This is a genomic window from Deltaproteobacteria bacterium (assembly GCA_016875395.1).
Classification (GTDB): Bacteria; Myxococcota_A; UBA9160; order UBA9160; family UBA6930; genus VGRF01.
On the sequence record VGRF01000013.1, the window covers coordinates 104,414 to 116,603 of the forward strand.

At 71.2% G+C, this 12,190-nt stretch carries 12 protein-coding genes and 1 pseudogene; 12 read left to right on the plus strand and 1 reads right to left on the minus strand.

Going from position 1 to position 12,190, the window contains the following annotated elements; all coding sequences use genetic code 11:
* Window positions 1–38: 38 nt before the first annotated feature.
* From FJ091_12025 to FJ091_12040, 4 genes are read left to right on the plus strand one after another with little or no spacing between them, the layout of a single operon-like run.
* Window positions 39–1,403: a phosphoglucomutase/phosphomannomutase family protein gene (locus FJ091_12025; GenBank protein MBM4384084.1), complete on the plus strand. Its 1,365-nt coding sequence runs from the start codon at window positions 39–41 to the stop codon at window positions 1,401–1,403.
* Between the two features lie 40 nt (window positions 1,404–1,443).
* The gene (gene coaBC / locus FJ091_12030; protein ID MBM4384085.1) at window positions 1,444–2,655 is read left to right on the plus strand and encodes a bifunctional phosphopantothenoylcysteine decarboxylase/phosphopantothenate--cysteine ligase CoaBC; all 1,212 of its coding nucleotides are present in this window, start codon (window positions 1,444–1,446) and stop codon (window positions 2,653–2,655) included.
* Window positions 2,652–4,055: a nodulation protein NfeD gene (locus FJ091_12035; protein ID MBM4384086.1), complete on the plus strand. Its 1,404-nt coding sequence runs from the start codon at window positions 2,652–2,654 to the stop codon at window positions 4,053–4,055. The genes coaBC and FJ091_12035 overlap by 4 nt, the downstream gene beginning before the upstream one ends.
* 17 nt (window positions 4,056–4,072) lie before the next feature.
* Window positions 4,073–4,834 (plus strand): slipin family protein, encoded by a 762-nt coding sequence (locus FJ091_12040; protein MBM4384087.1) that lies wholly within the window; start codon window positions 4,073–4,075, stop codon window positions 4,832–4,834.
* A 21-nt stretch (window positions 4,835–4,855) separates the two neighbouring features.
* Here FJ091_12040 and FJ091_12045 read toward each other — a convergent pair whose 3' ends face one another.
* Window positions 4,856–5,929 (minus strand): LptF/LptG family permease, encoded by a 1,074-nt coding sequence (locus FJ091_12045; GenBank protein MBM4384088.1) that lies wholly within the window; start codon window positions 5,927–5,929, stop codon window positions 4,856–4,858.
* A gap of 18 nt (window positions 5,930–5,947) precedes the next feature.
* On the opposite strand from FJ091_12045, the gene FJ091_12050 reads away from it, so the two are divergent.
* The 8 genes and pseudogenes from FJ091_12050 to FJ091_12085 form a co-directional block, all read left to right on the plus strand.
* A complete protein-coding gene (locus tag FJ091_12050) occupies window positions 5,948–6,889 on the plus strand; it encodes a bifunctional riboflavin kinase/FAD synthetase (protein ID MBM4384089.1) in 942 nt (313 codons plus the stop codon).
* Window positions 6,886–7,185 carry a flippase-like domain-containing protein gene (locus FJ091_12055; GenBank protein MBM4384090.1) on the plus strand — a complete coding sequence of 100 codons (300 nt, stop codon included), beginning with the start codon at window positions 6,886–6,888 and terminating at the stop codon, window positions 7,183–7,185. The genes FJ091_12050 and FJ091_12055 overlap by 4 nt, the downstream gene beginning before the upstream one ends.
* A 9-nt stretch (window positions 7,186–7,194) precedes the next feature.
* A pseudogene (locus FJ091_12060) lies at window positions 7,195–7,896 on the plus strand (flippase-like domain-containing protein).
* A 109-nt stretch (window positions 7,897–8,005) separates the two neighbouring features.
* On the plus strand, window positions 8,006–9,625 hold the full coding sequence (gene pilB / locus FJ091_12065) for a type IV-A pilus assembly ATPase PilB (protein MBM4384091.1): 1,620 nt from the start codon (window positions 8,006–8,008) through the stop codon (window positions 9,623–9,625).
* A complete protein-coding gene (locus FJ091_12070; protein ID MBM4384092.1) occupies window positions 9,559–9,966 on the plus strand; it encodes a hypothetical protein in 408 nt (135 codons plus the stop codon). The genes pilB and FJ091_12070 overlap by 67 nt, the downstream gene beginning before the upstream one ends.
* A gap of 259 nt (window positions 9,967–10,225) precedes the next feature.
* Complete coding sequence (locus FJ091_12075) at window positions 10,226–10,759, plus strand: shikimate kinase (GenBank protein MBM4384093.1); 534 nt, start codon at window positions 10,226–10,228, stop codon at window positions 10,757–10,759.
* Window positions 10,756–11,859, plus strand: a complete 1,104-nt coding sequence (aroB, locus tag FJ091_12080) for a 3-dehydroquinate synthase (GenBank protein ID MBM4384094.1) — start codon at window positions 10,756–10,758, stop codon at window positions 11,857–11,859. Before FJ091_12075 ends, aroB begins: the two co-directional genes overlap by 4 nt.
* Window positions 11,856–12,190 (plus strand): hypothetical protein (locus tag FJ091_12085; GenBank protein MBM4384095.1); only part of this gene is annotated, 335 nt, incomplete at its 3' end. The genes aroB and FJ091_12085, both read left to right, overlap by 4 nt.

The window sequence follows — 12,190 nt, forward strand, 5'->3', positions numbered from 1 at the left end:
CGCGCAAGCGCCGCGTTCGCTGTGCCGATGGGCCCACCGTGAGCGAGATCCGCTTCGGCACGAACGGTTGGCGCGGCGTGCTCGGCCGCGACTTCGACGCGGACGGAGCGGAGCGCGTGGCGCACGCGCTCGCGCGCGAGAGCGCGGGTGCGCGGGTCGTGGTCGCGTTCGACACGCGCGCACAGGCGGACGTGATCGCGGCGCGCGTCGCTGCCGTGCTCGCGGGCGCGGGCGTCGACGCGCGGCTTTGCAGCACACCGACGCCGACGCCCGTCGCGGCGCGCCTCGTGCGCGCGCTGCGCGCGGATGCGGGAGTCGTGATCACCGCCAGCCACAACCCGCCCGAGTATCTCGGGCTGAAGGTGCTCGCGCGCGGCGGCGAAGGCGCACCGCGCGCGCTGCTGACCGCGCTTGCGCAGCGCGCGAACGCGAAGCGCCAGCCGCGGCGCACTCTCGGCGCGCCGCGAGCCGTGCACGACGCAGCGGATCGCTACGTCGAAGCGTTGCTCGCGCTCGTCGACCGGCGCGAAATCGCGCGGGCTCGGCCGCGCGTGCTCTACGACGCGATGCACGGAGCCGGGGCGGGCGTGCTCGACCGCGCGCTGCGCGAGCTCGGCGCCCGCGTCGAGGTGATGCGCGGTGCGCCGGATCCGCGCTTCGGCGGCGGCGCTCCGGACCCGACACCGCGCCGCCTTCGGGGCCTCGCCGCGGCCGTGAAGCGGGGTCGCTTCGCGTTCGGGGTCGCGAGCGACGGCGATGCCGACCGCTTCGCGCTCGTCGACGCGCGCGGGCGCGTGCTGAGCGAGAGCGAATCTCTCGCGCTGCTGGTCGACCACGTCGCCGCGACGCGCAGGCTTCGGCGCGGCCTCGCGATCTCTCACGCCACGGGCTCGCTCGTCGAGCGGGTAGCTCGCGCGCGCTGGCTGGGCGTGGTGCGCACCGGCCTCGGATTCTCCCCGCTCGCCCGCGCGCTGCGCTCGGGGGACGCGGACCTCGCAGGCGAAGAGAGCGGCGGCTTCGCGTGGCGCGCGCTCGGGCTCGACAAGGACGGAATGCTCGCCGCCGCGCTCGCGCTCGAGGCCGCCGCAGCCGAGCCGCTTCACGCGCGGACCGCTCGCCTCGCACGCGAGGTCGGCGCGGCCGCGTGCGGGCGCGCGGCGATCGGCGCGACTGCGGCCGCGCGCCGCACGCTCAGCCGAATCGCCGCGGCGCCCCCCGAGCGGATCGGGCGAGCGCGCGTGCTCGCGGCGGATCTCGCAGACGGCGTGCGGCTCGTGCTCGACGACGGCTTCGTCTACTGGCGTGCGTCGGGCACCGAGCCGGTCATTCGCGTGTACGCCGAGGCGCCGAGTCGCGGGGCCCTCGCGCGCCGTCTCTCAGCCGGGCTCGCGCGGCTCCGCTAGCTTGGCCTTCGCGCGACTTCTCAGGTTTTCCGAGGCGGCGATGAGCAAGCGGCGAGTTCTGTTGGTCGTGAGCGGCGGCATCGCGGGCTACAAGACGCCAGAGCTGGTGCGGGCCCTCTCTAAGAATGGGCACGCGGTGCGCTGCGTGATGACCGAGGCCGCGAAGCAGTTCGTGGCGCCGCTCGCGCTGCAGGCGGTCTCGGGCGAGCCGGTGCGCAGCGCGCTCTTCGACCTCGGCGAGGAGAGCCGCATCGGGCACATCGAGCTGGCGGACTGGGCGGACCTCGTGCTCGTCGCGCCTGCCACGGCCGACCTGCTCGCGAAGATGGCCCACGGCCTGGCGGACGATCTCGCGAGCACGCTGCTGCTCGCGACGCGCGCCCCGGTGCTCGCCGCGCCCGCAATGAACGTGAACATGTGGAGCCACGCCGCGACGCAGGCGAATCTCGCGACGCTGCGGGCGCGCGGCGTGCGCTTCGTGGGCCCCGAAGCGGGCGAGCTCGCATGCGGCTGGGAGGGCATGGGCCGCATGAGCGAGCCCGCCGCGATCGCCGCGCAGGTGGACCTCGCCCTCGCGCCGAAGAGCCTCGCGGGCGTACGCGTCGTCGTGACCGCGGGCGGCACGCGCGAGCCGCTCGATCCCGTGCGCGCGATCACGAACCGCTCGTCGGGCAAGATGGGCTTCGCGCTCGCGGCGGAAGCGGCGCTGCGCGGCGCCGAGAGCGTGCTCATCGCCGGGCAGACCTCGCTCCCGACACCCGCCGGAGTGACGCGCATCGACGTCGAGTCTGCGTTCGACATGCGCGAGGCGGTACTGCGCGAGCAGGCGAGCGCCGGGATCGTGGTGATGGCAGCGGCAGTGGCGGATTTCCGGCCGGCGCGCGCCAGCGAGCGCAAGATCAAGAAGGAGGAGCTTGGCGAGAGCGCGGGGCTCACGCTCGAGCTCGTCGCGAACCCGGACATCCTCGCCGAGATCAGCCGTGCGCGTGGCGCGCGCGTCGTCGTCGGGTTCGCGGCGGAGAGCCACGACGTGCTCGCCGCTGCGCGCCGCAAGCTCGCGCGCAAGGGCTGCGATCTGCTCGTCGCGAACGACATCTCGCGCAGTGACGCCGGCTTCGAGACGGATCACAATGCGGTGATGCTGCTGACGCCAGACGGCGAGGTGGAGGAGCTGCCGCTGCTTCCGAAGAGCGAAGTGGCGGCGCGCATCTTCGATCGCATCGAGAAGCTGCGCGATGGACGCCGAGCGTGAAGCGCGCGCTGCTCGCCGCGCTGCTTGCGGCGTCGAGCCTGGTCGCGAGCGCGCAGGAGACGCCGGTGCAGCCGGCGCCCGCTGCAGCGCAGCCGACGGCACCCGCGGAGCCGGATGCTCCGCTGCGCGAGGGGCCGCTGCTCGTCGCGCGCCTCGTGGGCACGATCAACCCCGCGTCCGCCGACTTCCTGATCTCGGCGATTCGGGAGGCGGAAGAGACGCACGCCGCGCTGCTGCTGGTCGAGCTCGATACGCCCGGCGGCGATCTCGCATCCACGCAGGAGATCGTGCGCGCGATGCTCGAGGCGAAGGCGCCGATCGCGGTGTACGTGCCGCGCGGCGCCTGGGCGGCTTCGGCGGGCACGTTCATCACGCTGGCGGCGCACGTCGCGGCGATGGCGCCCGGCTCGAGCATCGGGGCGGCGCACCCGATTCAGGTCGGCGGCAACAACGACCGCAAGCCGCAGGACCCCGGGAGCGAAGAGCCGGCGCCGCCGATCGACATCGGGCTCGAGAAGGCGGAGAACTTCACCGCCTCGTTCATCGAGTCGATCGCGAAGGAGCGTGGGCGCAACGCCGAGTGGGCGGCGAAGGCCGTGCGCGAGTCGGTGGCGATCGCGGCCGACGAAGCGGCCGCACAGAACGTGGTGGACCTCGTCGCGGCGGATCGCGAGGCGCTGCTCGAAGCGATCGACGGCCGCGCCGTGAAGCTCGGCGCCGCGAGCGTGCGGCTCGCGGTGAAGGGGGCGGTGCCGCGCGAGCTCGAGATGGGCCTGCTCGCGCGCTTCCTGCACGCGATCGCGGATCCGACCTTCGCGTTCCTGTTCATGTTCGCGGGTGCGGCGCTGATCTGGCTCGAGCTGAACACCCCCGGTGTGGGCGTGCCCGGCGTGCTCGGCGCTGCGTGCCTGATCGTCGCAGCCGTCTCGTTCCAGCTCGTGCCGTTCTCGTGGCTCGGCCTCGGGCTCTTCGTCGGCGGCGTCGTGCTGGTCGCGGCCGAGCTGTTCGTGAGCAGCTACGGCCTGCTGCTCGCGGCGGGCATCGTGTGCATGCTGCTTGGCGGCTCGATGATCTTCGAGCGGCCCGACGTGAGCGATCTCGACCTTCCCTTCTGGCAGGTCGTCGTGCCCGCGGTCGGCGCCTTCGGCGTGTTCGGCGTGTTCGCCATGTTCATGGTGGCGCGCGCGCATCGCCGCCCGGCCAAGCTCGGCGGCGAAGACGAGCTGATCGGCATGCGCGGCGTCGCGAGCACCGCGCTCGCGCCGAGCGGCACCGTCGCGCTGCGCGGCGAGCTGTGGACGGCGGACGCCGACGGCCGCATCGAGAAGGGTGAGGCGATCGAGGTGATCGCGATCGAAGGCATGCGCCTGCGCGTCAAGCGCGCGCGCCCGCGCCAATAACAACTCGGGGAGGGGAAATGGAGATCTCGGGAGTCCTGATTCTGCTCGTGGTCGTGGTCGCGCTCTTGCTGATGGGCGCGAAGGTCCTGCCCGAGTACGAGCGCGGCGTCGTGCTGCGGCTCGGTCGGCTCTCCGGCGTGAAGGGCCCCGGCTTCATCTGGATCATTCCCTTCGTCGACTCGCTCACGCGCGTGTCGCTGCGCGAGATCGTGATGGACGTTCCGCCGCAAGAAGTGATCACGCGCGACAACGTTTCGGTGAAGGTGAACGCGGTGATCTACTTCCGCGTGCTGCAGCCCGAGCGGGCGCTGCTGCAAGTCGAGAACTTCCTCTACGGCACCTCGCAGCTTTCGCAGACGACGCTGCGCAGCGTGTGCGGGCAGGCCGAGCTCGATCAGCTGCTCGCCGATCGCGAGCAGATCAATCAGAAGCTGCAGGAGATCATCGACCAGCAGACCGAGCCGTGGGGCGTGAAGGTGCGCAACGTCGAGGTGAAGCAGATCGACTTGCCGCCGGACATGCAGCGCGCGATGGCGAAGCAGGCCGAGGCCGAGCGCGAGAAGCGCTCGAAGATCATTCGCGCCGAGGGCGAAGCACAGGCTGCGCAGCGGCTCGCGGAAGCCTCGCGCACGCTCTCGCAGGAGCCGTCGGCGCTGCAGCTCCGTTACCTGCAGACCCTTGCGGAGATGTCGACCGCGAGCTCGAGCACGATCGTGTTCCCGCTGCCGATGGAGCTGCTGAAGCCGTTCTTCGAGCGCAGCGAGGCGTCGAAGTCCTAGCGAGCGGAGCGCGCTCTCCGCTCAGCGCGAGATTCGCGCCAGCTTCAAGAGTCCGAACGCGGCGACCGCAGCGAGCGTGAGCCACGGAAACGCGCTCGCGAGCGCGGCGTCGCTCGCGGCGAAGCTCGAGCCGACGTCGCGTGCGATCAGGTACGCGACGACGAGCGCGGCGCCTTGCGCCGCGGCGCGCGCGAGGCTGCGGCGCTCCTCGCTGCGCAGTGCGAGCGGAATCGCGACGGCGGCGAACAGCGGCACCGCCCACGGCCCGCTCTCGCGATTCGCGAGCGCCACGCGCGCGTCGCCGGAGCTCTCGTCGCCGCGCTGCGCCGCGTACGCGCGCAGCTCGTCGCGCGCGAGCCCCGGCAGCTCGCTCTTGCGCAGCTGTGGGCTGCGATCGCTCGCGAGCTCGAGCACGACGCGCGCTTCGCGGCGCTCGCGCGGCGGCTGCGCGGGCGCGCCGGGCTCGAGCTCGCGCACCCACGCGTCCTCGAACTCCCAGCGCTGCGGCGCGAGGCGTGCGCCGCGCCGCGCGTGAATCGTGCGCACGAGGCGGCCCGCGGCATCGCGCTCGTACACGCGGATGTCGCGCACCACGCCGCTCGCCTCGTCGACGGTCCCCGCCGAGTAGACGACGCGGCCCGCGTGGAACCACACCCCGCCGGCGCGTACGAAGGCATCGCCGGCGTTGGGATTCCTGCGCGCCGCGAGCGCTGCGGCCGCGGGAACTCCGGTGCGCTCGACGAGCTCCGCGTGCGCCGAGCCGAGCAGCAGCGCGAGCGCCACGACCGGCGCGAGCGCCGCAAGCGGCGACACCCCGCCGGCTTTCAGCGCGAGCACCTCGCGCGAGAGCGCGGCGGTTCCCGCGCACCAGAAGGCCGCGGCGAACGCAGAGATCGGGATCAAGAACTCCGCGTACGCGCCGGCCGCGCGCTCGAACAAGAAGCGCAGCGCCGCGCGCGGCGAATCTGCCTCTTCGAACAGCGCCGCGAGGTGCAGCATGGCGTCGACGGCGGTCAGCATCAGCGCCAGAATCGCGAGCGACGCCAAGAACGCGCGCAGGAAGCGGGCGGAGTAGTGGCGCCAGATCGTGAGCACGGCGCGGAGGCTACCCCGTTGAGAGTGGTGCGAGGCAGCGCGGAGCTGGGTGCGCCGCTGACGCGCTGCGTGCTCACGGCCGGAAACTTCGACGGCGTTCACGTCGGCCACCAGCGCATCATGGCCACGGTCACGTCGCGTGCGAAGGCGCTCGGTGGAACGTCGCTCGTATACACGTTCGACCCGCACCCGCGCCGCGTGCTCACGCCGGAACGCGCGCCGAAGCTGCTGACGACCCTCGAGCAGAAGCTCGAGCTGCTCGAGTCGCTCGGCGTGGACGCCGTGGTGGTCGAGCCGTTCGATCTCGAGTTCGCGAAGCAAGGTGCCGAGCGCTTCGTGCGCGAAGTCCTTCACGCGCGGCTGCGGCCGGTCGAGGTGTACGTGGGATACGACTTCCACTACGGCCGCGACCGCGAGGGATCGATGCGCACGCTCACGGAGCTCGGGCCGCATCTCGGCTTCGCGGTGACGATCATCCCCGAGGTGAAGCTCGGCGAGCGCGACGTGAATTCGACGCGCGTGCGCGAGCTACTCGCCGAGGGCGACGTGGGCGCGGCGGCCGAGCTGCTCGGGCGCAGCTATCGCGTGCGCGGCAGGGTGAAGAAAGGCGACCAGCGCGGGCGCACGATCGGCTTCCCCACGCTGAACCTCGCGGCGGAGAACGAGATCCTGCCCGGCGTCGGCGTGTACGCGTGCCGCGTGCGCTTTCTCGAAGGCGACACAGCGAAGTGGTACGGCGCCGTAGCCAACGTGGGGCGCCGGCCGACGGTGAAGGAGGACGATCCGGTCGCCGTCGAGGCGCACCTCTTCGACTTCGCGAGCGATGCCTACGAACGCCGCATCGAGGTCGCATTCGAGCACTGGCTGCGCGGCGAGCAGCGCTTCGCGAGCCTCGCTGCGCTGCAAGAGCAGATCGCGCGCGATTCCGCTGCCGCTCGCGCGCGGCTCGCTGCGGGATGAGTCGCTCGCGCTGGCTCGATCCGCGGCTCGCCCTCGGCCTCGCGGTCACCGTGCTCGCGGTGTGGTGGTCGCTGCGCGGCGTCGACTTCCGCGCGCTCGGCGCCGCGCTCGCGGGCGCCGACCTGCGCGTGGCCGTGCCGGGCTCGCTCGCTTGTTATGCCGCGGGGCTCTGGATTCGCGCGCTGCGCTGGCGGCACCTCGCCGCCGCAGTCGGCGAATTGCCGCTCGGCGTCGCCTATCGGGCCACCGCGATCCGCTTCATGGGCAACAACCTGTTCCCGTTCCGGCTCGGTTAGTTCGCGGGGGCGTGGTTCGCGGCGCGCGATGCGGGCGGCTCGGCGGCGGCGTGGTTCGGCACGATCGTGCTCGAACGAGCGTTCGACATGGCGGCGATCATGTCGCTCGCGGTCTTTCTGGTCGCCGAGCACATCGATCTTCCGCTCGCGGTTCGGGCCGTCGGCTTCGTCCCGATTCTGGGAGTCGCCGCGCTGCGGCTGTGGCCTGCGCCGTTCGTCGCCATCGCGCGCGGCGTCGCGCAAGCGGTGCTGCCGGCGGGCCTCGCGAGCCGTGCGCTCGGGCTCGTCGAGCACATCGTCGCGGGCCTCTCGGGGATCCGGAGCGCGCGCGGGCTCGCCCTCGTGATCTGGCACACCGCCTTGTTGTGGGGCGCCGCGGCCACCCTCCCGTTCTATCTCGCGCAGCGCGCCTTCGCGGTCTCGCTCGGCTCGTTCACCGAGGACTACCTCGCCGCACTCAAGACCATGGTCGGTGTCGGAGTTGCCGTCGCGTTGCCGCAGGCTCCGGGCTTCCTCGGCGTCTATCACTTCGCGTGCCGTTCGGTGCTGAGCGCGCTCGGCGTCCCGGCCACGACCGCGCTCGGCGTGGGCACGCTCTCGCACGCGTTGTTCTGGCTCTCGATCACCGGGCTCGGCCTGCTCGCGCTGCGCGGCAGCCGCGCCTCGCTCCGCGAAGCTGTGCGATCCGTCACCACGCAAAAGGCGCCGTAAAGCGCGCTCCACGCCGCGCCGATATCCGGGCGGGCTGGAAGAGTTTTCGCGGGGAGGGCGCGCCGAGGGGCGACGCGCTCCGCGCGCGAACGAGCGGCGCGGAGCGCGTGTGAACGAGCGGATTGGCGAGCTGCTGGTCAAGCAGAACCTGCTCACCACGGAGCAGCTGCGAAAGGCCAGGGACGAGGCGAAGTCCAAGGGGCAACGCCTCGGCGCGCAGATCACCAAGCTCGGCTTCCTGCAGGAGAACCAGCTCTCCGAATTCGTCGCGCGTCAGTACGGCGTGCCCGACATCAACCTCGACGAGTTCGACATCGATCCCGCGGTGATTCAGCTGATCCCCGAGGAGGTCGCGCAAAAGCACAGCGTGATCCCGGTGAACCGCGCGGGCTCGACGCTGATCCTCGCCACCGCCGATCCGTCGAACATCTTCGCGATCGACGACATCAAGTTCCTGACCGGATACAACGTCGAAGTCGTCGTCGCCGCCGAAGAGCAGATCAAGCGCGCGATCGATCGCTACTACGACAAGGCCAGCGCCCTCGACGACATCATGGGCGACTTCGATGACTCCGACATGGAGGTCATCAGCGACGACAACGACGTCGACATCGGTGCGCTCGCGAAAGAGTCCGAGGACGCGCCCGTCGTCAAGCTCGTGAACTTGATCCTCACCGACGCCGTGAAGCGAAGCGCGTCGGACATTCACATCGAGCCCTACGAGAAAGAGTTCCGCGTCCGTTACCGCATCGACGGCGTGCTGTACGAGGTGATGAAGCCGCCGCTCAAGCTGAAGAACGCGATCACCTCGCGCATCAAGATCATGTCGGAGCTCGACATCGCCGAGCGCCGCCTGCCGCAGGACGGCCGCATCAAGCTCAAGCTCGGCCGCGGCAAGGAGATGGACTACCGCGTCTCGGTGCTGCCGACGCTGTTCGGCGAGAAGACGGTGATGCGTCTGCTCGACAAGTCGAACCTCCAGCTCGACATGACCAAGCTCGGCTTCGAGCAGGTGCAGCTCGACGTGTTCAAGCACGCGATCCACCAGCCCTTCGGCATGGTGCTCGTGACGGGCCCGACCGGCTCGGGCAAGACGACGACGCTCTACTCGGCGCTCGCCGAGCTCAACAAGACGAGCGAGAACATCTCCACCGCGGAAGACCCCGTCGAGTTCAACTTGATGGGCATCAACCAAGTGCAGATGCACGACGACATCGGCCTCAACTTCGCGGCCGCGCTGCGCTCGTTCCTGCGCCAAGACCCCGACATCATCATGGTGGGCGAGATCCGCGACTTCGAGACGGCGGAGATCGCCGTCAAGGCCGCGCTCACCGGCCACATGGTGCTGTCGACGCTGCACACGAACGACGCGCCGTCGACGATCAACCGCCTGCTCAACATGGGCATCGAGCCGTTCCTCGTCGCGTCGTCGGTGAACGCGATTCTCGCCCAGCGTCTCGCGCGCAGGATCTGCGGCGAGTGCCAAGAGCAGGACGCCGACACCACGAAGGAAGCGCTGGCCGCGGCGGGCTTGTCCGAAGAAGAGGTGCGCGCGACCAAGCCCATGAAGGGCCGCGGCTGCAACAACTGCTCGAACACCGGCTACCGCGGCCGCGTCGCGCTCTACGAAGTGATGCGCGTCGGCGAGGAGCCGAGCAGGGCGTGTCGATCCCGTTCCAGACCTTCGAGGATGGCGACGCCAAGCTCGAGTTCATCGACGCGGTGCTGAGCCTCGACGTGACGCCGCACATCACGGCGGATCGCTCGATCATCATGAAGGTCGAGGTGACTCGAAACGCGCCGGACGACAGCGTCCCGACGCCGACCGGTTCGCCCGCGATCGCGAAGAACGAGGCGACCACCGAGACGCTCGTGAAGGACGGCCAGACGCTCGTGATCGGCGGCATCTACGTGGTGCGCACCGCCGACCGCGAGAGCCGCGTGCCGTACTTCCACCGGCTGCCGGTGATCGGCAACGCCTTCAAGAACAAAGAGGTCAGCGACATCCGGCAAGAGCTGCTGGTGTTCGTGACGCCTCGGATCGTGTCGAACCCCGAGGTCGGCTCCTAAGACCAGCGAGGTTCGCAGCGTGCGGCCCGGCATCGCCTTGCGATGCCGGGCCTTTCGCTTGTTAGGGGGCGTCACGAATCCTCCTTGTTGACTTCGCAAACCGCGTCGAAGACTCCGCGGTTTGCTGCGCGCTTCGCTTGCGGCCTCGGCCGACTCGCTTGGGTGGGGCGTTCGACAGCGAGGTCGTTCTGGCGGAGTGGTGGCGCGTGAATGTCGTGGAGTCACTGCGCGCGGTGCGTTGGCGGAGTAAAGAGTGGGGATGGCGCTGGCTTCGCGAACCGTGTTTCTCGCCGGCCTGATGGGGGCGGGGAAGTCGAGTGTGGCGCGGGAGCTCGCGAAGTTGTTGGGGGCGGAGGTCGTCGATTCGGACGAGGTGGTGCAGCGCGAGGCGGGGATGAAGATCGCGGAGATCTTTGCGGCGGAGGGCGAGGCCGGGTTTCGCGCGCGCGAGCGGGCGGCGGTCGTCGCGCTGGCGGAGCGCGGCGGGGTCGTCGTGGCGCTCGGCGGCGGGGCGCTCGCGCAGCCGGGCGTGGCGGAGCTGCTGACGGCGCGCGGCGTCGTGGTTTATCTGCGCGCGCGCGTCGGGACGCTGGTGCGGCGCGTCGGCAGCGGGGCGGGGCGGCCGCTGCTCGCGGGGCTGGACGAGGCGGGGCGGCTCGCGAAGCTGCGCGAGCTGCTCGCGGCGCGCGAGCCGTTCTACCGGAAGGCGCAGCTCATCGTGGACACGGACAACCGCCCGCCGCGGAAGATCGCGCTCGAGATCGCGGAGCGAGCTCGCGAGGTCGCGCCGTGACGGACCTCGCACCGATCCGCGTGAACGTGGAGCTCTCCGAGCGCGGCTACGCCGTCGTGATCGGGAGCGGGACGCTCGCGGGCATCGGCGAAGCCGTGAAGGCGCGCACGGGGGCGAAGCGCGCGTTCGTGATCAGCGTGCCGCCCGTCGCGAGGCGGTACGCGGCGCAGGTCGAGCGCTCGCTCGAGGCGGCGGGAGTGCGCGCGAAGCGCCTCGTCGTGCCCGACGGCGAGCGCAGCAAGAACCTGCGGCAGGCGGAGAAGCTCTACGACGCACTGCTCGCCGCCGAGGCCGACCGCAGCTGCGTGCTGATCGCGCTCGGCGGTGGCGTGGTGGGCGACCTGACCGGCTTCGTCGCGGCGACATTGCTGCGCGGCGTCGACTTCGTGCAGGTTCCGACCAGCCTGCTGGCGATGATCGATTCGAGCGTCGGCGGCAAGACCGGCGTGAACGTGAAGCGCGGCAAGAACCTCGTCGGGGCGTTCCATCAGCCGAAGCTGGTGTGGATCGACGCCGCCACGCTCCGCTCGCTCCCGCGCCGCGAGCTCCTGGCGGGTCTCGCGGAGGGGATCAAGCACGCCGCGATCCGTGATGCAGACCTGTTCGCCTCGATCGAGCGCGATCTCGAGCGCCTGCTCGCGCTCGACCCTGAGGTGTTGCTCCCGTTCCTCGCGCGCAACGTCGCGATCAAGGCGGGCGTCGTGAGCCGAGACGAGCGCGAGGCGGGCGAGCGCATGCTGCTCAACTTCGGCCACACGCTCGGCCACGCGATCGAGGCGCTCGCGGGCTACCGAGGCGTGCTGCACGGCGAGGCCGTGGCGATGGGGATGGCATTCGCGGCGCGCCGCTCCGAGGAGCTCGGGCTTGCGGAGGCGGGCACCGCGAGTCGGCTGGTGGCGCTGCTCACACGGGCCGGACTCGCCGCCGAGGCGCCCGCACATCCGCGCAAGGCTTATCTCTCGGCCATATCTTCCGATAAGAAGAGGCGGGGCGAGCGCATCCGCTTCGTCGCGCTGCGGGAGATCGGGCGCGCGGAGACGGCGGCGCTGCTTCCGAGCGAGATTCTTCCGGCGCGCGCGCGGAAGGGGGCGAAGCGGTGAGCGATCGACACGAGCACGTTGGTGACGCCGAGAGCCGCTCGCTCGCCGCGCAGGCCGAGGATGAGCGCAGGGCGGGGCGGCCGGAAGCCGCGCGCGAGTTCGCCGAAGCCGCGCTCGAGACGGAAGCGCCGCACCCGGCCGCGCACGTCGCCTACGTCCTCGCGCTGATCGACAGCGGCGATCTCGTCACCGCACATCGCGCGCTCGAGCGCGCGTACGTTGCGCTCGGCGGCGAGTTGCTGACTCCGGAGGCGCCGCTGGCGAAGCTCGGCGAGGACGAGCTCGAGTCCGCGTTCGAGAACGCCGAGGCGCAAGCGGACGAGATGCACGA